Origin of the sequence: Alkalicoccus daliensis, assembly GCF_900103955.1 — a bacterium.
GTDB lineage: Bacteria > Bacillota > Bacilli > Bacillales > Salisediminibacteriaceae > Alkalicoccus > Alkalicoccus daliensis.
In genome coordinates this window covers 33,832-57,819 of sequence record NZ_FNIL01000004.1, presented here as the reverse complement: position 1 = coordinate 57,819, position 23,988 = coordinate 33,832, and the positions used below count along the sequence as shown (strand labels likewise).

Here is a 23,988-nt window from a genome sequence, read left to right as displayed (position 1 = left end):
CGACGGAGCGCACATGGGTGCGTGACCGGAGAGAAAGACGGCAGCTGACGCAGAAATGCGAAGGTTATCGCCAATCAAAAATTATTCCACAGTAGCTCAGTGGTAGAGCAATCGGCTGTTAACCGATGGGTCGCAGGTTCGAATCCTGCCTGTGGAGCCATTGCTTCCTTAGCTCAGCTGGTAGAGCGCATCCATGGTAAGGATGAGGTCAGCGGTTCAAGCCCGCTAGGAAGCTCCATTAAAAACTTAGACGTATCAAGGGTTCCAGTTATCTGGGGCCCTTTTTTATTTTGCCTGTTTTTATAAACTGCAACCATTTTGCAACCGGCTGCTTTTCAAAATGAATTTCATTAAAAAATTTGAATATTCTTTTAATTCATGCATACTTTTTAATAAATTGGGGAAATAATAAGTGCAATAGTTGAGTAGTTCTGTAAAGGAGAAGGTGCTTTGACAAAAAGAAAGGAGGTTATGATGGCACAGAAGCAGCTTTACCGCTATCTAAGGGAAGGAGATACCTTAGAAGTGGATGCAGATGATGAAGTGCAGGTTTATTTAATGGATCTCACAAATTTTAGAAAGTATCAGTCCAGTCAGTCTTTTTTCCGTTATGGCGGAAAAATTACCCGTTCACCTTCGCGGATTAAAGTTCCGAAAACCGGACCCTGGTATATTGTAGTAAATAGCTCTGAACATCGTAAAAAGCCGGTTCACTACACTATTAGTTTTATTTAAAATGGCTGGTTAAGTCTGATGGAGTATAAGACAGGTATGCCTGCTGCAGAGAAATCCTTCAGCTCCCTCATAACGTGCAGTCAATTTAACCAAGACAAAAAACTTCTTGCTTGGATTCAAGATATTGGCTGGCTTCCCACCAGCCTTTTGAGTTCGTCTACCGTTCGAGCCGAACTTTCTATCTTCGTACTTTCTTTTCCGCAGGCGTCTAAACCTTCTTATCTTCGTTTTATCGATAAAAAGTTTGTTATAGAAACAATCTCTTTCTTTTGTTTCGGAAAAGAAGAGCGACTCGGAAACCGGCGGACGCCCAGCCGGATTGATCCGCAGCACAGACAGGAAGTGGAGGAGTTCGTCCACCGCAGGTCAGCTGCAGCAAAGTTTTCTTCTATTAATAATGAAAATTCTTTGGAAAGCACCCAGGAGGGTGCTTTTTTTGCTGAACTGATGAAGCATAATTACATATTAATCATGGAAGATTTTCAATTAGAGACGAAAGAGCATATTGATTCTGCAAAAAAGTCACGCAATGCTGCTTGTCTTTACTGAAACGAAAGTCACTGTTACAGAATAATAAACATTTAATAAATTTGCGAAACCAACAAATTTTTAAGCGGAAAAACGCAAAATAATTTTAGGAATCAGTGAATTTTTTATAAAAAACAATAAATTTGTTAGTTTTTATAATTTTTTGAACATTTTCAGTATTTAATATATTGAAAGTTTCCTTTACAATGAACCTGCTTTTCAAGAAACAGGCAGTCCCGATTTGGGAATAATTGTTTATAATTCAGATGAAATTGTAAGCGCTTTAAAAGTCGGATTTTTTGAAGGGAGGTGATAGAAAGAAAGCCGGAACATTAAACATACTACTAGTTCTATTATTTAAAAGGAGGAGTTAGATGCAGAAAATGAAAAGTTTTTCTATTTTCATGGTATTTGTCATGCTGGTTTCGATGTTTGCAGGTGCTGGACTGACAGTGAGTGCAGAGGAAACCAGTCAAGTGGAAGGTCTCAGTGTTACTGACGTTACAGATACATCTATCACGCTCGACTGGTCCGCTTATGAAGGAGCAGAAAATTATATTGTTTACTGGGCGGATAAAGATACAGCCCGGATGGAATACTTAGAAGCAGATACGACTGCAGAAACGACCATTACTTTAGAAAAATCTACTCATATCCCCTACTATTTTAAAGTGGCAGCAGTAGTTGGCGGTGAAGAAACTGCCAAGTCAGCAACAGTAAAATCGGAAACGGGGAAAGAGTTTAACGTGCAGCTGGAAGAGCTGGATCGCGGTTTAGTTGCGGTGCCTTCTTCAGAAGGTGTTTTTCTCAGCTGGAGGTTGTTATCCGAGGAAGTTTCAGGCTACTCTGATTACGGGTTGAGAGGGACAGATTTTCACGTATACCGTGATGGAGAACTGCTGGAGCTCGTGGAAACAAGCACGAACTATTTGGATCCTGAAGGCACAGCTTCCTCCGAATATCATGTAGCAGCTGTCGCAGATGGAGAAGAAACAGGAGACATAAGTGATTCAGTCACTGCGTGGGAGAAAGAGTACTATGATCTGCCGCTGCAAAAGCCGGAAGACGGAGTAACTCCTGCAGGTGAAGAGTACACATATGCTGCCAATGACATGAGTGTCGCTGACGTTACAGGCGATGGGCAGTATGAATACATTGTAAAGTGGGATCCGTCTAATTCAAAGGACGTTTCGCAGAAAGGCTATACCGGAAATACTTATATCGACACATACAAGCTGGACGGCACCCATCTCTACAGAATAGATCTGGGAGTGAATATCCGTTCCGGAGCCCACTACACGCAGTTTTTAGTATACGACTTTGATGGCAGCGGAAAAGCGGAAATGATGTTTAAAACTGCACCGGGCACAAAAGTGATTCACTATGATGAAGACGGCGGAATTGCTTCTGAAGAATATATTGCGTTGCCGCAGGAGGACTTGGATGCAGGTTACAGCAATGAAGATGACTACCGTAAAAGTGCAGATGATTATGCGGATCATGTGAAGGAAATGTTTATGCAGTGGCAGGAATATGAAGAAGTTGCTGCCGGGGAGTGGCCGGAGACGCTGGAAGAAGCATTCGGCATAGAAGAGCAGTATGAATATCCACTGTCAGAAGAGGATGCGGAAGCACTGACAGATTATTTTATTGATGTGTATGCTCCGTCACGCAGCGGTAATAATGATCTGCGTACGTTTGAAGGATTTATTCTCGACGGACCGGAATACTTATCCGTATTTGCAGGTGAAACAGGAGAGGAACTGGATACGATCCACTATACACCTGAGCGGGGAGATGACGGTCTGCGCTGGGGAGACTATGCATACTCCAGGATCGAACCGGGGAACCGGGTAGATCGTTTCAACGCCGGCGTTGCATATTTTGATGGTGAAAAACCATCAGCTTTCTTTAACCGCGGGTATTATACGAGAGCAGTTTATGCAGCCTATGACTGGAATGGAGAAAACTTAGTGGAGCGTTGGGTTGCCGACAGTGGTCATGTAGCAATGGAAAATCCTTTTAATGCGAGTCCGCATGGAGGTCCAGGCGCAAATGAGGAGCTGGCAAGACTTGCTGGTCAGGGAAACCATCAGATCAGCACTGCAGATGTGGATGGGGACGGCAGGCAGGAAATCATTCATGGCGGTGCTACGCTCGATCATGACGGTACTTTATTGTACAGTTCCATGGCAGAACTGCCTGAAGGAAGCGGGAGCCCTGGTGAGAACGTGATCTTTGGTCATGGTGATGCCATGCACGTCACTGATATAAATCCAGATCGGCCGGGTCTTGAGATTTGGTCCGTTTTTGAAGCCGGCAGTTGGGCTCCCTACGGCAGAGCGCTTCGGGAAGCAAGTTCCGGAGAAGTGATTTTTGGCACCTATTCAGGCAGAGATGAAGGACGCGGCATGATTGGAGATGTTGTCCGTGGAGAACGCGGCCTGGAAGTGTGGAACCGTCAGCTGAATACTGCAGATGGCAGGGAGATCAGCGCCAGTATTCCGGGTACCAATATGAATATTAAGTGGGATACGGATATGACCACACAGATTATAAATGGTTCTGGGAACAATACTCCTGTCATCGATGACTGGGAAAATGGAAGAATGCTTACGGCAGAAGGTACCAGAACCAACAATGGTACAAAAGGAAATCCTTCGCTTGTTGCTGACATCTTTGGCGATTGGAGAGAAGAGCTGCTGGTTCGTACAACGGACAGTTCTGCAATCAGGATTTATACGAATAACGAACTTACTGATCGTAAGCTTTACACGTTAATGCATGATATTCAGTACCGTACAGGAATTGCCTGGCAGAATGTAAGCTATAACCAGCCGGCGTATCCAAGTTTTTATTTCGCTTCTGATATCGACTGGGGATATGTTCCGGTACCGAACTTCTCAGGAGAGCTGGAGTATCTGGAAGAAGAGGGTCCGGAAGTAGATACGAGTACATTGGAAGCATTGATAGCAGAAGCAAAAGCAATCTCCAACGAGTACAATACGTATACAGAAGCCTCGTACGCTGCGCTGCAGGAAGCAATTGTTACTGCAGAAAAAGCACTGGAAAATATCACTTATCAATTTGAAGTGAGCGGTATAGTAAGGGATCTGGAAATTGCTATTAACGCTCTGGAAGAAATAGTGGATCTGGGCCCCGGCTTCAGGTTTGATTTCGGCACAGAAACGAGTCCGCTCGCAAATGGGTATACGAAAGTAAGTGACTCGCTGGTATATGAAGAAGAAGCAGGATTTGGATTCACAGCCCCAGCAGATGGCAGCAGAGATCAGGGGGATCCCGATGATCTGCGAAGAGACTTTATTTTAGCGAATGGAAGTGAATTTGTTGTAGATGTGGCTGACGGAGAATATGACGTTCGCATTATTACAGGCGCACAGACAGACAGCAACGACACTTCTTTTACGCTGGAAGACGGGGATGTACAGGGTGGAACCCGCACGGAACCTGGAGAATTTGCCGTGTATACAGATACGGTGGAAGTAAGTGACGGCCAGCTGAATATCGGGTTAAATGGAGAGTGGGCCCGGGTCAATGCAATTGAAGTCGTAGCTGTCGAGGATTTCCAGGTAAAATATGACTTCGGATCTGCAAACAGCCCAGTTGCTTACGGATATCAGCAGGTTGCGAATAACATGCTGTATGACAGCGAGAGAGGCTACGGATTAAATAAATCTGTTGCAGAAAGAGACCGCGGTGAACCCGATGATATGAGAAGAGATTTCGTCATTGATGGTAATTATGAGTTTATTGTCGACCTGCGGAATGGTAATTATGAACTGAACATCACCGCGGGAGACTTGATTGCCTCAAATACATCCACTTTCGCAGTCGAAGGAGAAAGTATCGGCAGAATTGCAGCAGGTGCTGGAGAATTTGATGAGCTGACAGCGGAAGTAACCGTAACTGATGGTCAGCTGGTATTGGAAATCGGGGAAAGAATTAATGGATTGGAGATTTCTTATATCGCAGAAGAATCCGAAGAGCCGATTGACGTATCGGCACTTGTTTCTCTTATTGAAGAAGCAAAGCAAATTTCAAATGAAGATGGAAAGTTTACAGCAGCTACGTATCAGACACTGCAGGAAGCGATTGTATCTGCAGAAGATGCGCTGGAAACAATTGCTGCGGAAGAAGAACTTGCAGCACACCTGGCAAGTCTGCAGCAGGCAATAGAGCAGCTGGAAGAAACTCCGCCTGCTAAGCCGGGCAATGGTAAAGGCCCGGACAATAATCCAGGAAAAGGTCCAAATAATAACCCTGGAAAGGGACCAAATAATAATCCTGGGAAAGGACCGGACGGTAATCCAGGAAAAGGAAGAAATTAAATATTATTAAAATGAGCACAGTTTTCCCAGTGAACGAGCTGGGGAGCTGTGCTTATAATGTTATTGTATTTCATGGAGAGGAGGAACAACCTCAGAAAAGGTGCAGAAAATCAATATTTTTCCAGGACTGACGGAGCTTTCACAGGGAGAAAAAGACACAGAAAGAAAAAAATAAAATAATCTTAAAAAACTATTGTCAAAGCTGAAAGAATTTGATAATATCTAATCTTGTTGACAGTAAATAAAGCAGTTTTCATTAATCAATTTTTCAGCTGTACCGAATTGCAGAGGCCCGTTGGTCAAGTGGTTAAGACACCGCCCTTTCACGGCGGTAACACGGGTTCGAATCCCGTACGGGTCACCATTTAAATTATTATACTCTTATGAGTTCATCTTGCTGGCCTAGCTCAATTGGTAGAGCAACTGACTTGTAATCAGTAGGTTGGGGGTTCAAGTCCTCTGGCCAGCACCATTTTAGGGCTATAGCCAAGCGGTAAGGCATCGGATTTTGATTCCGTGACCCGCAGGTTCGAATCCTGCTAGCCCTGCCATTTTTATTTTTTGTGTATTGATGGTAGCGCACATGGGTGCGTGACCGGAGAGAAAGATGGCAGCTGACGCAGAAATGCGAAGGTGATCGCTTTCTGAATCGTTTGGTTGGGGAGAAGCGAGCAGTTCCAGGAAGCAATGGAAAGAACGACGGAGCGCACATGGGTGCGTGACCGGAGAGAAAGATGGCAGCTGACGCAGAAATGCGAAGGTGATCGCTTTCTGAATCGTTTGGTTGGGGAGAAGCGAGCAGTTCCAGGAAGCAATGGAAAGAACGACGGAGCGCACATGGGTGCGTGACCGGAGAGAAAGACGGCAGCTGACGCAGAAATGCGAAGGTGATCGCTTTCTGAATCATTTGATTGGGGAGAAGCGAGCAGTTCCAGGAAGCAACGGAAAGAACGACGGAGCGCACATAGGTGCGTGACCGGAGAGAAAGACGGCAGCTGACGCAGAAATGCGAAGGTGATCGCCAATCAAATAGGAGCCATTAGCTCAGTTGGTAGAGCATCTGACTTTTAATCAGAGGGTCGGAGGTTCGAATCCTCCATGGCTCACCATTACATACGTATTAAACGCTTCGGATGATATTTCATCCGGGGTGTTTTTTTTAATGTCGAGGAAATTATAAGTTACTATTTTGGTGGGTAACTTGCTAATTGATAAAAGAGGAGAGGAGAGGTGAGGGCAGGGGAGGCACTTATTTGCTAATAACAGATTCGAAGCTGCTAATGACAGATAAATGGGGAAATTGCGTTGTTAAAATCAGATCCCTCCCTTTTGGTAACAGATACGCACACTAATAACAGAATACCCGCTGCTAAAAGCAGATAATACGTCATCGTGTACAGATAACTGCTGCTAATGACAGAATAAGAGGACCTTACTCCACCCCCCATAAAAGAGTCAGGGGCGGGGTTCATGACGCAAACTGAATTGAATAGACAGTAGAAGGTTAATGCACAAAAGTCATACTGAATTTTTTCATAACCAGTCTATCGAAGGAAAATGCAAATAAAGAACTTTTGTTCTGCTCTGGACTCGGCTTCTGCAATCATAAAACTTTCCAAAGTTTTTCTTCAAGCAAGCATCTGCTGAAAAGGAAAAACAGCAATAAGAACTTTATTATAATTGTATGAAAGCAACTCTTCATTCTTCTCTTTTTAAAATTAATTCAAAAAAACGAAACCTTCACTCTCCTCCATCGTAACTGTAAATGCTGCCTATCCATCACCCTTTGTCCTATCAAAGAACTAATGAAAATAGTAGGAATTGATTTCCATGAATTGGTGTAATTTTCAAGTGGGAATGATAAAATTATATAGGTGATTTTGAAACTTTGTATGGTTGCATGCGTATAACAGGTAACCGCAGCGAAGCGGAGGGTATAAGATGGACAGCGTAGTCAAAAAAATAGTGCGTGAGGTGAAGCGCGGAAATCAAGATGCCTTTGCCGAGCTGATGGAATTGTATAAGGATAAGGTATATCACATTGCCTATCGTATGCTTGGCAATTCTCATGAAGCACAGGATGTGGCACAGGAGGCCTTTCTCAGGGCTTATATGAATATAGAGTCCTACGATGAAAACCGTAAGTTTTCTACCTGGATCTTTCGTATTGCAACAAATCTTGCAATCGATCGCATCCGGAAGAAAAAACCGGATTTTCACCTGGAAGACAAAGTAGGAGGTACAGAAAATCTTGATTACTATTCTCAATTTGCTTCGGAAGAGGAACTCCCGGAAGAGCAGATAGTAAAGCTGGAATTGCAGCAATGGATTCAGGATGAAATCATGCACTTGCCTCCAAAGTATCGATCCGCTATTATATTAAAGTATTTAGAAGACATGTCTCTGAAAGAAATCAGCGAAATTTTAAATCTTCCAGTAGCTACAGTGAAAACACGCATCCATCGCGGTCGCGAAGCGTTGCGTAAAAGGCTGAAATAGGAAGAGGACAGTCTTTATAGAAAGGAGCCAGGGCGCTATGGCGTGTTCACGTGAGAAACAGACGCTTATTAATCAGTATATGGATGAAGAAATGACGCTTCAGGAAACGAAGCAGTTTGAAGAACATGTGAATTCATGTGCGGAATGTAAGCAGCACGTGACAGAACTTAAAAAGACCATCGCTATTGTTCAGAGTGCTTCCCACTTTGAGGCTCCTGCCAGCTTGACAGCGAATGTAATGAATAAGCTTCCAAAACAGCCGAAAACAAAGAAATGGCAGATGTGGATGCGTAAAAATCCGATGATCATCACAGCCGCTACATTCTTCTTGATTTTTCTTGTCAGTCTCTCTGCAGCTTTTGGGGGAGAAGACGAGATAGTAGTTAGAGGAGAAGGGCATTTTATTATAAATGAATCAGAAAGAATAGTAATTGTACCGGAAGGAAGTTCCATCTCGGGAGATTTATTGATCCGCAACGGCGACGTAGAAGTGAATGGAGAGGTAGAAGGAGATGTCACCGTAATTAATGGAGAGCACCTGCAGGCTTCCACTGCGCAGATCTCTGGTGATATTGAAGAAATTAATGAAGCTTTTGAATGGATTTGGTATGAATTAAAGAACTTCTTCACAAAAGTAATTCCTCTGGGTAATAACGATGGCTCGGAAGAATAAACCCAGCCGTGAAAGTGTAAAAGCTCATTCTCCGTTTTGGAGTCTGGGCTTTTTCTGTGCCGGAAAATAATTCGTGTGATACAGCAGGGAATAAAGCGATTTTCAGAAGAAATAAAAGGGGAAATTCCAATGTATTTTACAAAAAGAATGAGATCAACTGTGATATAATTAGGGCTGTTGGCAGGAAAGACAGTTAAAAACACAGCCTTGGGGGAACAACTATGTTTGGAGATATTTCATTTTTAGAAGGATTGGCGGTAATCGTTGATATTTCGCTGGTCGCTTTTGTTATATATAAATTAATTATGATCATACGCGGTACCCGGGCTGTACAGCTCGTAAAAGGGATTACCGTTATTTTAGCTGTGTGGTTTTTAAGTGGTTATTTAGGATTGAACACACTTCAGTGGATCATGCAGCAGGCAGTTACATATGGTTTACTTGCTATTATTATTATATTTCAGCCGGAATTACGGCGGGCGCTCGAACAGCTTGGGCGGGGGCGCTTTTTTCAGACGAGCTCCACGGCTGATGAAGAAGAAGTGCGCCAATCTATCGATCATATTATCAGTGCTGCAAAATATATGGGGAAACGGCGGATTGGTGCGCTTATTTCTTTGGAACGCGGTACAGGAATGAATGATTACATTGAGACCGGTGTCCCGATGCATGCGCAGCTGACTTCAGAATTACTAACGAATATTTTTATACCAAACGCACCGCTTCACGATGGGGCAGTTATTATTAAGAATAATGAAATTATGGCAGCAGGCTGCTATCTGCCTTTATCAGAAAATCCTTTTATCTCCAAAGAGCTGGGAACGAGACACCGTGCTGCTTTAGGCGTAAGTGAGGTAACTGACTCAATCACTATTGCGGTCTCGGAAGAAACCGGCGGTATTTCCGTAACGAAAAATGGAGAGCTGCACCGTAATTTGGAAGAGGAAGGATTGCGGAAATTATTAGAGAACGAACTCCTGAAGCGTGAAAGTAATGGAAGCTCTTCACGCTGGCAGTGGGGAGGGAAAAAGAATGGATAAATTATTCAGCAAAGGCTGGTTTATAAAGCTTACCTCCATAGTTATAGCGGTTATGCTTTTTTTAATGGTCAACATGGAAAACCAGGCAGCTAATCAGACAGGAGCGGGAATTCCGGGTATTACGGATGGCGAACGCGTTATGGAAGAAGTTCCATTGAATATTTATTATGATGAAGAAAATTATGTGCTGACAGAAGCGCCCGAAACCGTGCAGGTGAATATGCGTGGACCGCAGAATGTATTAACACTCGCACAAGTCACACAGGGGCAGCAGGAAGTTTTTGTGGATCTGGAAGGGGAAGAAGCAGGGGTTCACTATGCACGCGTAGAACATCGTGGATTTCAGCCGGATTTAAGGCTTTCTATAGTACCGTTAACGGTAAGAGTTACTTTGCAGGAAAGACAGACCACTTCCTTTCCGGTGGATGTAGAACTGGAGAATGAAGGAGACATTGCTGAAGGATATACTGCGGGTGAACCAGTAGTAGAACCTTCTACGGTGGATGTAACTGCAGCGGAAGGTATGGTAAATCAAGTTGCCGAGGCAAGGGTGACAATTGACCTGGCTGGCCATTCAGAAGACTTCACAGAATCAGCTTCTGTGGTATTATATGATGATGCCGGGAATGAACTGGACATCACAGCAGATCCGCCGGCGGTGGATGTGATGGTGCCGGTTACAAGCCCTAATAAAGAAGTACCCCTCCGCTCCTCAAGGGAAGGCAGTTTAACTGAGGGAGTTGCGATTGATTCCATCAATTTAAATCCGGAAGCTGTAACAATTTATGGGCCTGTCGACGTATTAAACGAAATTTCATTTATTGATATCGCTGATATTAATTTGAGTGAGATAGAGGGAGACTCCCGGTTGGAAGTGGAAGTTCCCGTACCTGAAGGGGTAGAACGGGTGGAACCGGAACAGGTTATCATAGAAATCGAAACCACTTCCGAAGAGGAAAGAAATTTTTCGGATTTCCCGGTGGACGTCGAGGGACTGGGGAATGATTATAATATTGAATTCCCAGACTTAACGGACAACGAATTTACACTGGAGGTAAGAGGCAGTGCCGAACTTCTGGAAAGACTGGACAGAACGGACTTCACAGCTTTCATAGATGTGGAAGGACTGGAACCTGGAGAACATTCGGTACCTTTGGAAATTGAAGCTCCTCAAAATGTAAGGCTGCCGCAGCAGGGAATGACGTTCGATATCATACTGTCGACAGATGATTCTGCTGATAATCCTGACTTGGAAGAAAATGAGGAAGCGGCGGAAAACGAAGTTGAGAATCAAAATGCAAACGAAACTGAACAGGTGAATAATAGTAATGAGAATGATGCTGAAAACGAAAATAACTTCAATATACAAACAAACAACGAATCAAATCAGATAAATGAACAGGAAAATGAATTAAATCAGGAAGAAACAGAAGAAGAGAATTTAAATAATCAAGAGGAAGAATGAAGGAGCGATAATGATGGGTAAATTTTTCGGGACAGACGGCGTGAGAGGCGTCGCAAATACCGAGCTTACACCGGAGCTGGCATTTAAATTAGGACGTTTCGGAGGGTATGTATTAACGAAAGAAACAGAAAAGCCGAAAGTATTAATCGGTCGCGATACGCGTATCTCAGGACCGATGCTGGAGAGTGCTCTCGTAGCAGGCCTGTTATCTATCGGTGCAGAAGTAATGCGTCTGGGTATTATCTCTACTCCGGGAGTCGCTTATTTAACGAAAGCACTAAGTGCGGAAGCAGGTGTAATGATTTCCGCTTCCCATAATTCTGTGGAAGACAATGGCATTAAATTCTTCGGCGCAGATGGGTTCAAGCTTCTTGATGCGCAGGAGGCAGAAATTGAAGCTCTCCTCGAAAAAGAAAATGACATGGAAGATGAACTTCCAAGACCAACTGCTGGTAATGTAGGGATAGTAAGCGACTATTTTGAAGGCGGCCAGAAATATTTAAGATACTTAAAGCAGACGGTGGAAGGTGACTTTTCTGGGTTGCGTGTAGCGCTTGATTGCGCCAACGGAGCAGCGTCTCCGCTTGCAAATCATTTATTTGCAGACCTTGAAGCAGAAGAGATTTTCTGCATCGGATCATCCCCGGACGGCATAAACATTAACGATCAGGTCGGTTCTACGCATCCGGAGCCGCTGCAGGAGCTGGTAAAAGAAAAAGGTGCAGACATAGGCCTGGCTTTTGACGGAGATGCGGACAGACTTATCGCCGTAGATGAAAACGGTGATATCGTTGATGGGGACCAGATAATGTATATCTGTGCAAAGTATATGAATGCAAAAGGTAACCTTAACTACAAGACGCTGGTAACTACTGTGATGAGTAATCTGGGGCTTTATAAGTCATTAGAGCGTGAAGGAATTGAGACGAAGAAAACAGCAGTCGGTGATCGGTACGTAATGGAAGAAATGCGGAAAGGCGGCTATAATTTAGGCGGTGAACAGTCTGGACATATGATTTTCCTCGACTATTCCACTACCGGAGACGGTCTGCTTTCCGGCCTGCAGCTGCTGCAGATTGTTAAATCCAGCGGGCGTCCTTTATCAGAACTTGCTGCGGAAGTACCGAAATATCCGCAGAAATTAGTGAATGTACGTGTGAAAGATAAACATGCGCTGCATGAAAATGAGGTAATTGCCCGGGAAATAACAGCAGTCGAAGACGAAATGCAGGGAGAAGGACGCATTCTTGTTCGTCCTTCTGGAACAGAACCGTTAGTAAGAGTTATGGCAGAAGCACCAGACAGAGAAACCTGTGAAGCGTATGTTGGAAAAATAGTGGATGTTGTGAAGCAGGAGCTCGGCTCACTGAACTAACAGCTTTTTCCGCAGAGAAGCCCGTATCGATAATCGATACGGGCTGTTTTTATGGCTCTACAATATATGTTGGGGTTTTGAAACAATAAGGCATAAAGAAACACGCAGGCTCCTCTATCCTTTACACTTGAATTGTCGAGAAACAAGTTGAAGGAGAGGATCTGCGTGCATAGTATGTATTTTACCATGAATTTCCCGGGGTTAGAAGAAGTGAAACTTAAAAAGGCAGTGAAGAAAAAGACGTTATTAATCTTTATTTCATAAATAGCGTGTAAGTATAAGACAGGGAGGGAAGGTATAGAAACAAAAAGCCCGAAGAATTACAAAAGCGCATAATTTTATTATCCTGCTGAATTCCTTCTTCCTACTTTTTGCGGGAGGGACAAGGAAAATATAAAGCATAAGGGAGTGCTGAAGAAATGAAAAAAAGCATGTTTATGATCGCTGGAACAGTTGTTTTCGCACCGATTACTTTAGCCGCCTGTGGAAATGAAACTGAAAACACAACAGATGAAAATGTACAGGAAGAAACTGTTCAGGAGAATAATACAGTCGAAACCAATGAGGAAGACAGCGTATCCGAGATAGAAAACCTTGCGGAGGAACATGATCTAGAGGTGAGAGTGGAAGAAAGCAGTGGAGAAGCACCGGAAGCAACGCTGGAAGAACTGGAAGAAGCTTTCGGTCTTATATCTTCCATCATTCATGTAGAGAGATTGGAATTTATAGAATCGCCTCAAGAAGGAGAAGTAGAGGAGAGCGGGGAGGCGGAAGGACATTATGCGGTGCATGGAGCGGATGGAGAATTTACAGATCCTGTGCTGCTGGTGCGGTTTGAATATGAAATGGAAGACGATGTGGAAGAAGACGTTCGTCATCCTCCTTTTCGTGATATTACAAATGGAGAAACAGAGTTTACAGGTCCTGAATTAATTGAATGGGAAGAATCACATCTTGAAGTACAAAGCACTGGGGATCGGACGATCGCTGAATTTTATGCCGAAGGAGAGTGGCATCTCAGCGCAGAATATGAAGGTGCAGAAGTACATCTGGAGGAACCGGATGAATGGCTTGCTGACTTTCCTGTAAGTGTCCTTGTCGGGGTAGAAGAATAAACACTAGCTGCAAGCCGCTGCCGCACAGGCACGGCTTTTTTTATCCAAAAATGCTTTCATTCCGCACAGAAAAACCCGCCGGCACTATAAGTGCAGCGGGATTCGTTCATGTATCAGCGGTAATTCGCCTTACCTTTGATACTGTTTTTCAATTTCTTTTATCAGCGCATGATCAGCAGAAAGGCTCGTGATCTTGCTGAGCGCTTCCGGCAGCGGCTGTTCGGCAAGAATCTTCTGCAGTTCCAATGCTTCTTCATCAGAAGTTTCATTGTAACGAAGTGCTGCTGTTATTACACGGATCAGTGCTGCAGGGTGCTTTCCCTGCTCGAAAAGCTGCACTGCAGGACTTGTCAGCCGTTCTTTCAGTCCAAGCTTTTTCAGCGGCTGCCGTGCAACACGGGTAATTTGGTCAGACAGCTCAGGGTTCTGATACCTGTAAATGGTCGTTTCAATGTATGATTGATGCTCTTCAGGATGAAAGCTGTACTTGCCAATGAGAAGGTCTCCCGTTTCAAGCAGGACATTTTTCACTTCTGCTAATACCTGTTCGTCCTGCATCGCCTCCTGCACCGTTTCATACCCGGCCGCATAGCCATGATAGGCAGCTGCTGCGTGCCCGGTGTTTACCGTATAAAGCTTTCGCTCAATATAGGCACTCAGGTTATCTACAAAATGTGCTCCTTCGATGACAGGTACTGGGCCTGTAAAACCGGAAGTGTCAATTGTCCATTCATAAAAAGGCTCCACCAGTACATCCAGAGGATTCTCCAAAGATTGAATCGGCACAATTCTATCTACTGCAGCATTGGGAAAGCTTACAAACTGGGAAAGCTGTTTCCATTCCTGTTCATCGAATGCAGCAGCAATGTGTTCTTTCAAAGTATCTGTTGCATTCACTGCGTTTTCACAGGCAATCACCGCAACAGATTTTCTTTCAGAAAGCCGCAGTTTTAAGGCTTCTGCAATAACAGGAGCAATGTGCTTCAATACAGGAGCACCGACGGCAGTGGTAATAAGTTCAGTTTCTTTTAACGCAGAAAGAAGTTCATTTTTATCATGATTGGAATGCAGTCCAGTAAAGTTTGTTACCTCAAAAGAACGCTTTTCTTCTTCTGCATAATAAATAGTATAGCTCGACTGTGCTTTCAGCTGCTGAATTAATTCTTCATTTACGTCTGCGAATACGACTTCATAGCCTGAGTTAAAAAGAAGCTGGCCGATAAAGCCGCGGCCGATATTTCCTGCACCAAAGTGTACGGCTTTCATTTACTCCACCTCTTTAAACATCTCTAGTAATTCGTCTTTAGAAGTTGCCTGGATCATTTTTTCTACGTTATCTTCATCGGAGCAGAGGATCGCTATTTTTGATAGGATTTCCAGGTGCTCATTATTTTTTCCGGCAATCCCGAAAATAAGCTTTACTGTATTGCCATCGCCATATTCTACACCTTCCGGAACTTGAATAAGAGAAAGGCCGGAATAATGAACGCTTTCTTTTGCATCGTCCGTGCCGTGCGGGATTGCGACGGAGTTCCCCATAAAAGTAGAAGTGATTTCTTCACGTTCGAACATCTTATCGATATAAGCTTCGTCTGTGTAGCCGCCTTCTACAAGAATTTTTCCTGCTTCACGGATCGCCTCGTCTCTGCTGTTTAAGCTTACGTTCAATTTAATATTCTCTGCTGGTAAAATTTCTTTTGCCATGTGTATCACTCCTAAATTTATTTATTGCGGTATAGCTGTAAAAATTCTTCACTCATAAAATTTTTAATTTCTTCTTCCGTTCCTTGCGCAAAAATATGCATGCTCTCTTGATCTTTTACCATCATTCCGCTCACGTGGCTGAGTATTCCAGCTTCTTCAGAAGTCATCTCTTCCGGGGCGAGCATAATACAGATACGAGAGGCTTCGATCGTATTTCCATCCATTGCAGCGATTGTTTCTGCCTGCTGGCGTTCCAGAATGTAGAAAACCGGTTCCTTCACTTCATTACTCTTTGCGTGATATAAAGCAAACGAAGTTCCTGGAATTCCAACACCGGAAAGCTTTTCGCGGTCCTTTAATTGTTGAAGAACGGCAGAAGCACTGGTTATCAGCTGTTTTTTTTCTATATAGACCAGTGTGTTATACATGCTCTGCCAAAGGCCTGTCACTGTTGCTTCTTGTATCAAAGCAACATGATGCATGAGTTTTACAGTAACCGCCAGCTGCGACTGCAATGTTTCAAGCGTCTCCTGCCCATTATGCACGGGAGATTTTTTCGGCACAGCTCTTTTCTTGCGCTGTAAAGCTTTGCCGGCCATGTACGTTTCCAGCCTGCTGACTTCTTCTTTCGTGAGAAAGGGATTTACCTGGATATAATCTATCTGTGGATCGTCCAGATATACTGTAGAAATCACAAGATCCTCCGGCTGAATCTGCGTTTCTTTTAGATCGAACATCGACAGCTGATGAATTTCCTGGATTTGCGGAAACTCTTTTTTCAGTCTGCTGCTCATCATCTTAGAGGATCCTATGCCGCTGGAACAAATAACAAAAGCACGGAAGTCCTGCGTCTGTTCTTCAGATTCAAGAGCAGAACCAAAATGTAATACGAGAAAGCCAATTTCATCGTCTGGAACAGCCATCTCGGGGAACAGGTGGCGGGATGCATCCGCTACCGCCTGGAATAACGCAGGATAATTTGCTTTAATCGTTTCTACAAGCGGATTGTGAATTTTCATTTCCTGCTGCAGCCGGTAAAGTGCAGGGCTGATGTGTGCACCTAATCCTTTTTCCAGGGATAGATTTGCAGAGAAATCAACCCCGTATTCGAGTCCGACATGTTTTATTAACCGTTTGACAATAAACGAAACGTCCATATCAGGGTCTGCCTGATATGATTCATCTGTCTGCAGTTTCGCCCCGCGAAGATGCATAGTTATATACCCAATTTCAGCTTCAGGTATGTCTACAGAAAATATTTCGGTTAACTCTGCTGCTAAATTTCCTGCAAGTTTAAACTCGCTTGTCTGCCGGAGCTGGGTGAGCAGCGTTTCTTTCATCTGTACGTTTTCTCCCTGCTGAATCCGTTCCATCGCAAGCGCCAGGTGTACTACCAGCGCTATATAGGAAGAATCCGCAATAGGAATCGGAAGTGTAGCATTGATTCTTTCCACCGCAGTTTCAATCTGCTGCAGACGATCCGTGTGGACAAATCCCAGCAGCTGATCTGCAATTGACTGTGTGGTCCCGGTCTTATCAGAAATAGTGTTTCTGCGAATAAAGCGGAGCAGTTCTGTTTCACCGATATGATCAGAAAGCAATCCGCTGATAGCTCTTCGTTTAGCGGCTTCTTCCCCGACAATTTGAATGCCAAACCCTCTTCTTCTCAGCAAAGAGAGATGATAGCTCTCCAGCCACTCTGTTACCTTATCCAAATCACTGCTGACAGTAGCATTGGTAATGTGAAGATCTGAAGCAAGTGCCTGCAGTTTCACTGGTTCACTTGAAGTTAACAGCTTGTAGGATAAAAGCAGTTGCCGCTGTTCCGGCAGGAAATCAAAGTGCCGTGCCTGATGAAGATCTGCTTGAAACTGTGACAGCTGGGAGGAGGAGCCTGTCAGCCGCACTCCCTGGCCCGCCTTTTTTTCTAAAAAAAGTTCATAAGGCTGCAGCAAGCTGTCAAATGATGCTAAATCCCGGTGAATCGTACGTTCACTTACATCTATTGCAGATGCAATGTTACTTACCGTGACGCCTTCTGGATGAGCAAGAAGCTCATCCAGAATCCGCCGGTCTCGTGCTGATACATACACGAATTGTCACCTCCAGTGACTTACTTCTTTAAACGCTCTACCAGCTGCTCGTATTTTGGACTGTTCAAGAAGTTTTCTACAGAGATGTGATCTGCATCCGGACGTTTCTCCTGTGCTCTTGGTGTTAAGTCCTTATGCGTAATAACAATATCTGCGTCTTCAGGAAGATTGCTGATCGAAGTATTTTTTACATCGATATCAAGTCCTGCTTTCTTTATTTTATCACGCATGATCGAAGCACCCATCGCACTGGAACCCATACCTGCATCACAGGCGAAAATAATACGGCGGACTTCGCCGGTGCCTGCTGCGTCTTGAGCTGTTCCTGCATCCTGTGCTTCTGCAGTTGTAAGGGAAGAGGCCACGCTGCTTTTCTTGCCTTTCATTTCTTCCATTTTTTCTGTTGCGCTTTCTACATCTTCATCTTCAGATCCCTTCGTTGTCTTAAGAATTAAAGCAGCTACAGCGAAGGAGACTGCCGTTGCGATAAGCACACCGAGGTAAACTCCCAGGTAATCTCCGCCCGGCGTCATTGCTGTGTAAGCGATGATACTGCCTGGCGCCGGTGATGCACGAAGACCTACATCGAATAAAGTGAAAGTAAAGATACCACTCATACCACCTGCGATTGCTGCAAGAATGAGCATTGGCCGCATTAAGATGTAAGGGAAGTAAATTTCATGAATTCCCCCGAAGAAGTGAATAATTGCGGCACCCGGAGCAGTACGTTTTGCGCTGCCTCCGCCAAAGAACATAATGGCAAGCAGGATACCAAGACCAGGTCCCGGGTTGGTTTCAAGCATGAAGAGAATCGATTTCCCCTGCTCTGCTGCCTGATCCAGGCCAAGCGGTGTTAAAATACCATGGTTGATTGCATTGTTTAAGAAAAGTACTTTTGCCGGTTCAATTAATATACTAACAAGCGGCAGCAAGCCTAATCCAATAATACCGTCCACACCAGCTGCCAGCGCTGTGTTCAGCGCGCCTACAACCGGGCCGATACCGACCATTGCAAGAAGTGTGATGATCATTGCAAGAATACCTGCAGTGAAGTTGTTGACAAGCATTTCAAAACCTTGTCGGATCTTGCCTTCAAGCAGCTCATCAACTTTCTTGATGAGGTAACCAGCTAAAGGACCGATAATCATCGCACCGATAAACATCGGTGCATCTGTTCCGACGATAACACCCATTGTTGCAGTAGCACCTACCACACCACCGCGGGTGTCGTGTACTAATTTACCACCCGTGTAACCGATCAAAAGAGGCAGTAAATACAAAATCATTGGGTCTACCAGCTGTACGAATGTTTCGTTAGGAATCCATCCGTCTGGAATAAATAAAGCTGTGATAAGGCCCCAGGCAATAAATGCGCCGATGTTCGGCATAATCATGGAGCTTAAGAAACTACCGAACCGTTGTACCTTCGTCCGAAAAGTAGATTTCTTTTTTTCTTCTGCCATGTGTAAATCCTCCTTAGAAAATATAAAATTTAAAATGAAGTTCTAATTTCATAGTAAAGCGCTGTCATCACTGATACAACATAATCTAAATGTAAATAAGTCAGCAGGGATAATGACAATACTATGTTTGGGAGGGGGGTTACTTTATATAGAAGAAAGTGGAAAAAGCAATAGGGAATGACCTGAAAAAAGTTATTTCGTAATTACAATAAAATAGTGTATCCGCCATAAAAAAATTCTTCTTATAAAGGAGGGAGTTCATGTTGCTGCTTTGCTTTCAGCAAAAGCTTGCTGGAGAATTTGTTCTCGGATGTTTTCGCTGGAGCGCAGCACGGCTTGCAACGATCCGGCAGGAAAAGCGACCAGCTGCTGTGTTACATGTGCTTCTTTAATTCCCGGTCTTGCCTGTGTTCTGCATAGATGACTGCTGTGAAATTACACAAGGATGGCCTTTGATTTTGCTAACATCACCCGTATTGTGATAATTTTAGAGAGGATAATTTTAATGTGCAATGGAAGAGAGGTGAAACGCTTTGACCAATCCAGGAGGGTTTTGGATTCGACTGCTGGGAATGATTCTTGATGCACTTCTTATCAGTGGTGTAATAGGTCTCAGCATATTTTTGTTTAATCTGGATACGTCCGCGCAGACGGTGCAGACGGGAGAAAGTGTACTCAGCATTTTGTATTTCGTACTGGTTCCGATATTATGGCACGGCTATACCGTCGGGAAGCGGATTGCGGGCGTGCGGATTGTGAAGAAAGATAACACGGAGGTGTCTTTCTTTACTATGGTACTGCGCTATATCTTAGGAGGGTTAGTTTACGGGTTAACATTTGGTATTGCGCTGATTGTGTCAGCGATCATGGTAGCAGCACGAAAAGATAAGCGTGCGATTCATGACTTTATTGCAGGTACTTATGTTACGCGGGACAGACCTGAAGAGAAAGGAACGGCAGCACGTGCGTAACAGTGAAAAGGAAAAGCTGCTGCCTGGGAGAAAAATAACGGCAGCTTTTCCTTTCCGTATCTGAAATGACCGTTTAGCCTATGGAGAACATGGGAAGAGAATGCAGAGCGGGAATTCTTGCAGCTTCCAAAAATGTACAAAAAAGTGATTGACCGTGAATCTCCCGCATAGTATGATTGTGCTATTCTAAAACAAAAAGGAGGGCAGAAGAATAAGATAAGCAATTTAAAGCGCCTGAACTGTGCTGTGTGCACAGTTGACGAGGAGGAGGTTATCGAGATGTTCGGCGGATGCCTCCCGGTTGCCTGTTACAACCGTAAAGAAGAGCCAAATCAGTGAGGTGACTCACTGCACAAAAGTTCTTCTGATAACTGCAGATAATACATTTATTAATGTCGTACAGACAAATACAAACAGACGAAGAGTGGGGCAGAGCATGCCCTATACTGTATGTTCCTGCCCCATTCGAGGGAGGAAATTAATTATGTGCGGAATTGTAGGATATATTGGAACAGAGGATGCAAAAGAAATTCTTTTGCGGGGACTGGAAAAGCTTGAGTACCGTGGATATGACTCTGCGGGGATCGCGATTGCCAACGATAAAGGCGTTCATGTGTATAAAGAAAAAGGACGTATTGCTTCTCTTCGGGATGCAGTAGATACTTCTGAAGAAAGTGTTGTCGGCATTGGCCATACCCGCTGGGCTACACATGGTGTACCAAGCCAGCTGAATGCACACCCGCACCAGAGTGCAAGCGCACGCTTCACGATTGTGCACAATGGGGTAATTGAGAACTATGAACAGCTCCGCCGCGAGTTTCTGCAGAATGTGGAGATGGTTTCTGACACGGATACAGAAATTATCGTCCAGCTCGTTGACACATTTGTAAAAGATGGCATGTCAACCGAAGAAGCATTCCGCAAAACGCTCAGCAAGCTGGAAGGTTCTTATGCTACAGCGCTGATTGATAATGAAGACCGCGATACTATTTATGTCGGTAAAAATAAAAGCCCGCTTCTGATCGGCCTTGCAGATGGTGTGAACGTCATCGCAAGTGACGCAATGGCAATGCTGCAGGTAACAAACGAATTCATGGAGATTGAAGACCAGGAAATCGTCATCGTTACCCGTAAGAATGTCACTGTGAAGAAGCTCGATGGAGAAGGAGTAACAAGAGACTCTTATATTGCAGAGCTCGACTCCACGGATATTGAAAAAGGCACGTATCCGCACTTTATGCTGAAGGAAATCGACGAGCAGCCGTTTGTTATTCGTAACATCATCACAAAGTACAAGGATGATGACGATAACATCAAGCTCGAAGAATCTATCCGCCAGACAGTAGCGGATGCTGACCGCATCTATATTATTGCAGCGGGTACAAGCTATCATTCCGGTCTTGTCGGAAAAGAAATGATTGAAAAAATTGCTAACATCCCAGTTGAAACGCACATTGCCAGTGAGTTTCTCTACAATATGCCATTACTAAGCAAGAAACCACTCTTTATCTTTATTTCACAGAGCGGGGAAACAGCAGACCTTCGCGGTGTGCTTGTAAACGTCAAGAAACTGGGTCACCCATCTCTTACAATTACAAACGTACCCGGATCCACGCTGTCCCGTGAAGCAGATTTCACCCTGCACACATATGGCGGACCTGAAATCGCAGTAGCCTCTACAAAGGCTTATACGGCGCAGATGGCTGTCATGGTAATTCTCGCTGTAGATGCAGCACGTGCGCGCGGTGTAGAAATCGACTTTGATCCGCTTCAGGAGCTTGGCATCGTTGCCAACGCGATGGAGATCTTTACGAATCAGAAGGAAGTACTCGAAGAAGTAGCAAGAGACTACCTCAGCGTATCGCGCAACTGCTTCTTTATCGGCCGTTCTATGGACTACTATGTGTGTCTTGAAGGCGCCCTGAAGCTGAAGGAAATCTCTTATATTCAGGCAGAAGGCTTTGCCGGCGGAGAACTGAAGCACGGGACAATTGCCCTGATTGAAGAGGGAACGCCTGTGATCGGTCTTGCAACGCAGAGCGACGTGAACCTGAACATCCGCGGCAACATGAAAGAAGTTGTAGCGCGCGGCGCATATCCTTGCTTTATCAGCATGGAAGGCTGCGAGCATGAAGAAGATAAGATCGTTATGCCAGCAGTACACAAATTCCTCACGCCGCTTGTCAGCGTACTGCCAATGCAGCTGATCGCTTACTATGCAGCACTGCACAGAGGCTGTGACGTGGATAAGCCAAGAAATCTGGCAAAGAGTGTGACGGTGGAGTAGGTTTTTGACAGATTAAATAAAGCTGCACCCCTTTGGATAGGATTTGTCCAAAGGGGTGTTTTTATAGGGGAGAGAACTTCTAATGCAGGGGAGGTGAAGAGTTAACAGGCGGAAAATCAGCTTACAGCATGAGATAAAAACTATTTCCTACCCATACAAAACGCTGCGGACAATTCCATTTGGATCGTCTACAGCATTTTGTTGTTTTAAGAAGCTGTTTTCTCCCAGCACCTCTTCATGATTTTATTATTAGCGTGGGAATGCCGGCATATATTTATACTTGCCTATATTTTAAAGCTTGATAGTCTTTCATAAAAGATGGATAGGAACTCTCCTCTGTAAATGAAAATTGGTGGCGGATGATAAAATCTCCAAATGCTAGAAATCCTTCTGTTATTGCATTGACGTACTCCTCGTGAGGTATAATATATAATATTTGAAACTCCATTGTATTCATCAAATCCACTATCAATACTGACTGTAAATCCTAAGGAATTCGAGTGTAATTTAACATCGCAAACTGAATCTAAAAGTATGATGCTACATTCTTTATCACCAGGCTTAAGTATAGGTTCCACTAATGTTTGCCAAGTGTATAACACATCTGAGGTGTTCAACTCTTCATTTAGAATAACTTCTCCGTTATAGGCTAATTGGATTGCTCCGTCCAAATAATCATTGTCATTCTCCTCTAAGGTTTGATTAACTAAATGAACAGCTGATGGATTATCTATCGGTAAATAAGTAGGTGCAGGACTTGCTGCAGCAGTCTCCGAATCCAAAATTAATGTTTCCATCTTTAGCATTTGATCCCCTTCATTTCATTTTTTCCCTCCTCTCCTTTATAATTCGAAAAGGTGGAAACACATTTAATTTCCACTCCAGAAAAAATACTCATGTTTATCAAAATCCATCTCATGTTTTAAATACCTTTGAAAGAAATCTATATTTTCACTGTTGATCTTAAAAAATCCTAATACAGGATGCTGGGAGGATAAATGAAAGATCAACCTTAATTCTTCTAAAGGGATTTCAGAGAGTTCTTCCTCTCCAACAATCAAGTGATTTCCTTTTTTACTCCATTCTACGGATCTGAATATATCCTCTTCTAAATGAGAATACGGCAAAGCATCAATTTCTTCTACAAATAATCCATGTTCTGTTCCAGCGGCGATCGATAATAGAGGTTTTTCCGAAGACCCAATATACATATAATAATCTCCGCCAAAATATGCAGAAAATCTATCCTTTACATAGAACTCACAGTATACAAAATTCCTTAAAATCATCGTGGCAATAATACGAATGTCTTGAAGAGTAACTATTTTATCTTCCTTTAAATTCAGCTCTTCAAATTCCGGCTCATAAAGAAAGGAATTTCTGTCTTCACTGGAGATATCCTGTTCCTCCAGCTGCAGAATTCTTAAAGTGTCAAGACGGCTTTCCTTAATAAATGATATTAACGTATCTACATATTTTGCCTCCGTATGAAGGTATTCATCTAGTGTAAATTCATTGCCGTCTATGATCTTTCCTATTTCCGATGGACAAGTCCATTCTTCTTTTAAAGTATAATATCCATTTTCATCTCTATAATCAGGATTATATTTTGAAATCTGCCATTGGTTTTTTATTTGCTTCTGCAATCTATTTCTCTCCTCGCTCTCGCAGATGAAAAAAATCTATATTGG

Annotated in this window: 19 protein-coding genes, 6 tRNA genes and 1 pseudogene; 20 read left to right on the top strand and 6 right to left on the bottom strand. The window is 43.7% G+C overall.

The genetic code is table 11. The annotated features are described in order from the left end of the window. Positions 1-85 precede the first annotated feature (85 nt). From BLP92_RS08370 to BLP92_RS08295, 17 genes and pseudogenes are all read left to right on the top strand, one after another. Positions 86-160: transfer RNA gene (locus BLP92_RS08370), tRNA-Asn, on the top strand. Positions 161-162: 2 nt separating this feature from the next. After that, positions 163-238: transfer RNA gene (locus BLP92_RS08365), tRNA-Thr, on the top strand. Positions 239-450: 212 nt separating this feature from the next. Further along, positions 451-735 carry a DUF1883 domain-containing protein gene (locus BLP92_RS08360; protein ID WP_090842493.1) on the top strand — a complete coding sequence of 95 codons (285 nt, stop codon included), beginning with the start codon at positions 451-453 and terminating at the stop codon, positions 733-735. An 18-nt stretch (positions 736-753) separates the two neighbouring features. Continuing rightward, a complete protein-coding gene (locus BLP92_RS08355; RefSeq protein ID WP_139148935.1) occupies positions 754-1,284 on the top strand; it encodes a hypothetical protein in 531 nt (176 codons plus the stop codon). Between the two features lie 353 nt (positions 1,285-1,637). Continuing rightward, positions 1,638-4,166, top strand: a pseudogene (locus tag BLP92_RS08350) (rhamnogalacturonan lyase family protein); the annotation flags it as partial. 189 nt (positions 4,167-4,355) lie between these two features. Then, entirely contained in the window at positions 4,356-5,612 is a 1,257-nt protein-coding gene (locus tag BLP92_RS18300; protein ID WP_342028386.1) for a hypothetical protein, read from the top strand. 289 nt (positions 5,613-5,901) lie between these two features. Continuing rightward, positions 5,902-5,976, top strand: a tRNA-Glu gene (locus BLP92_RS08345). A gap of 32 nt (positions 5,977-6,008) precedes the next feature. Then, positions 6,009-6,084 (top strand) — tRNA-Thr (locus BLP92_RS08340). 4 nt (positions 6,085-6,088) lie between these two features. Beyond that, positions 6,089-6,163 (top strand) — tRNA-Gln (locus BLP92_RS08335). A gap of 136 nt (positions 6,164-6,299) precedes the next feature. Next, positions 6,300-6,461 carry a hypothetical protein gene (locus BLP92_RS18000; RefSeq protein WP_175444226.1) on the top strand — a complete coding sequence of 54 codons (162 nt, stop codon included), beginning with the start codon at positions 6,300-6,302 and terminating at the stop codon, positions 6,459-6,461. A 184-nt stretch (positions 6,462-6,645) separates the two neighbouring features. Then, positions 6,646-6,721: transfer RNA gene (locus BLP92_RS08325), tRNA-Lys, on the top strand. A gap of 832 nt (positions 6,722-7,553) precedes the next feature. After that, positions 7,554-8,111 carry an RNA polymerase sigma factor SigW gene (gene sigW, locus BLP92_RS08320; RefSeq protein ID WP_090842486.1) on the top strand — a complete coding sequence of 186 codons (558 nt, stop codon included), beginning with the start codon at positions 7,554-7,556 and terminating at the stop codon, positions 8,109-8,111. A 37-nt stretch (positions 8,112-8,148) separates the two neighbouring features. Beyond that, positions 8,149-8,784 carry a zf-HC2 domain-containing protein gene (locus tag BLP92_RS08315; protein ID WP_090842484.1) on the top strand — a complete coding sequence of 212 codons (636 nt, stop codon included), beginning with the start codon at positions 8,149-8,151 and terminating at the stop codon, positions 8,782-8,784. Between the two features lie 221 nt (positions 8,785-9,005). Next, positions 9,006-9,824 carry a diadenylate cyclase CdaA gene (cdaA, locus tag BLP92_RS08310; protein WP_090842482.1) on the top strand — a complete coding sequence of 273 codons (819 nt, stop codon included), beginning with the start codon at positions 9,006-9,008 and terminating at the stop codon, positions 9,822-9,824. Continuing rightward, positions 9,817-11,289 carry a CdaR family protein gene (locus BLP92_RS08305; RefSeq protein ID WP_175444225.1) on the top strand — a complete coding sequence of 491 codons (1,473 nt, stop codon included), beginning with the start codon at positions 9,817-9,819 and terminating at the stop codon, positions 11,287-11,289. The genes cdaA and BLP92_RS08305 overlap by 8 nt, the downstream gene beginning before the upstream one ends. A gap of 13 nt (positions 11,290-11,302) precedes the next feature. Continuing rightward, positions 11,303-12,664 (top strand): phosphoglucosamine mutase, encoded by a 1,362-nt coding sequence (gene glmM / locus BLP92_RS08300; RefSeq protein ID WP_090842478.1) that lies wholly within the window; start codon positions 11,303-11,305, stop codon positions 12,662-12,664. A 419-nt stretch (positions 12,665-13,083) separates the two neighbouring features. After that, positions 13,084-13,779, top strand: a complete 696-nt coding sequence (locus BLP92_RS08295; protein ID WP_090842476.1) for a hypothetical protein — start codon at positions 13,084-13,086, stop codon at positions 13,777-13,779. Positions 13,780-13,908: 129 nt separating this feature from the next. Here the strand turns inward: BLP92_RS08295 and BLP92_RS08290 are convergent, their stop codons facing one another. The 4 genes from BLP92_RS08290 to BLP92_RS08275 are packed head-to-tail and all read right to left on the bottom strand — an operon-like array spanning position 13,909 to position 19,039. Further along, positions 13,909-15,045: a mannitol-1-phosphate 5-dehydrogenase gene (locus BLP92_RS08290; protein WP_090842474.1), complete on the bottom strand. Its 1,137-nt coding sequence runs from the start codon at positions 15,043-15,045 to the stop codon at positions 13,909-13,911. After that, positions 15,046-15,483: a PTS mannitol transporter subunit IIA gene (locus BLP92_RS08285; protein ID WP_090842472.1), complete on the bottom strand. Its 438-nt coding sequence runs from the start codon at positions 15,481-15,483 to the stop codon at positions 15,046-15,048. A 17-nt stretch (positions 15,484-15,500) separates the two neighbouring features. Beyond that, positions 15,501-17,576, bottom strand: coding sequence for a BglG family transcription antiterminator (locus tag BLP92_RS08280; protein WP_090842470.1), 2,076 nt, complete (start codon positions 17,574-17,576; stop codon positions 15,501-15,503). Between the two features lie 20 nt (positions 17,577-17,596). Beyond that, the gene (locus BLP92_RS08275; protein ID WP_090842468.1) at positions 17,597-19,039 is read right to left on the bottom strand and encodes a PTS mannitol transporter subunit IIBC; all 1,443 of its coding nucleotides are present in this window, start codon (positions 19,037-19,039) and stop codon (positions 17,597-17,599) included. Between the two features lie 260 nt (positions 19,040-19,299). Here BLP92_RS08275 and BLP92_RS18255 point away from each other — a divergent pair, with 260 nt between their 5' ends. The 3 genes from BLP92_RS18255 to glmS all read left to right on the top strand — a co-directional run bounded on the left by BLP92_RS18255 (position 19,300) and on the right by glmS (position 22,297). Beyond that, positions 19,300-19,431 (top strand): hypothetical protein, encoded by a 132-nt coding sequence (locus tag BLP92_RS18255; protein WP_280138087.1) that lies wholly within the window; start codon positions 19,300-19,302, stop codon positions 19,429-19,431. A 141-nt stretch (positions 19,432-19,572) separates the two neighbouring features. Then, positions 19,573-20,010, top strand: coding sequence for an RDD family protein (locus tag BLP92_RS08270; protein WP_175444224.1), 438 nt, complete (start codon positions 19,573-19,575; stop codon positions 20,008-20,010). Between the two features lie 484 nt (positions 20,011-20,494). Next, positions 20,495-22,297 (top strand): glutamine--fructose-6-phosphate transaminase (isomerizing), encoded by a 1,803-nt coding sequence (gene glmS, locus BLP92_RS08265; RefSeq protein ID WP_090842464.1) that lies wholly within the window; start codon positions 20,495-20,497, stop codon positions 22,295-22,297. A gap of 284 nt (positions 22,298-22,581) precedes the next feature. Here glmS and BLP92_RS08260 read toward each other — a convergent pair whose 3' ends face one another. After that, positions 22,582-23,094: a hypothetical protein gene (locus BLP92_RS08260; RefSeq protein ID WP_175444223.1), complete on the bottom strand. Its 513-nt coding sequence runs from the start codon at positions 23,092-23,094 to the stop codon at positions 22,582-22,584. A 72-nt stretch (positions 23,095-23,166) separates the two neighbouring features. Continuing rightward, positions 23,167-23,943 (bottom strand): DUF7683 domain-containing protein, encoded by a 777-nt coding sequence (locus BLP92_RS08255; RefSeq protein ID WP_090842461.1) that lies wholly within the window; start codon positions 23,941-23,943, stop codon positions 23,167-23,169. Positions 23,944-23,988: the final 45 nt, after the last annotated feature.

Bases quoted from the DNA above. Each gene is read 5' to 3' on its own strand.
- glmS (WP_090842464.1), top strand. From the start codon at position 20,495: ATGTGCGGAATTGTAGGATATATTGGAACAGAGGATGCAAAAGAAATT.
- glmM (WP_090842478.1), top strand. From the start codon at position 11,303: ATGGGTAAATTTTTCGGGACAGACGGCGTGAGAGGCGTCGCAAATACC.
- BLP92_RS08275 (WP_090842468.1), bottom strand. From the start codon at position 19,039: ATGGCAGAAGAAAAAAAGAAATCTACTTTTCGGACGAAGGTACAACGG.
- BLP92_RS08355 (WP_139148935.1), top strand. From the start codon at position 754: ATGGAGTATAAGACAGGTATGCCTGCTGCAGAGAAATCCTTCAGCTCC.
- BLP92_RS08315 (WP_090842484.1), top strand. From the start codon at position 8,149: ATGGCGTGTTCACGTGAGAAACAGACGCTTATTAATCAGTATATGGAT.
- BLP92_RS18000 (WP_175444226.1), top strand. From the start codon at position 6,300: ATGGAAAGAACGACGGAGCGCACATGGGTGCGTGACCGGAGAGAAAGA.
- BLP92_RS08305 (WP_175444225.1), top strand. From the start codon at position 9,817: ATGGATAAATTATTCAGCAAAGGCTGGTTTATAAAGCTTACCTCCATA.
- sigW (WP_090842486.1), top strand. From the start codon at position 7,554: ATGGACAGCGTAGTCAAAAAAATAGTGCGTGAGGTGAAGCGCGGAAAT.
- BLP92_RS18255 (WP_280138087.1), top strand. From the start codon at position 19,300: ATGTTGCTGCTTTGCTTTCAGCAAAAGCTTGCTGGAGAATTTGTTCTC.
- BLP92_RS08295 (WP_090842476.1), top strand. From the start codon at position 13,084: ATGAAAAAAAGCATGTTTATGATCGCTGGAACAGTTGTTTTCGCACCG.
- BLP92_RS08290 (WP_090842474.1), bottom strand. From the start codon at position 15,045: ATGAAAGCCGTACACTTTGGTGCAGGAAATATCGGCCGCGGCTTTATC.
- cdaA (WP_090842482.1), top strand. From the start codon at position 9,006: ATGTTTGGAGATATTTCATTTTTAGAAGGATTGGCGGTAATCGTTGAT.
- BLP92_RS08285 (WP_090842472.1), bottom strand. From the start codon at position 15,483: ATGGCAAAAGAAATTTTACCAGCAGAGAATATTAAATTGAACGTAAGC.
- BLP92_RS08260 (WP_175444223.1), bottom strand. From the start codon at position 23,094: ATGGAAACATTAATTTTGGATTCGGAGACTGCTGCAGCAAGTCCTGCA.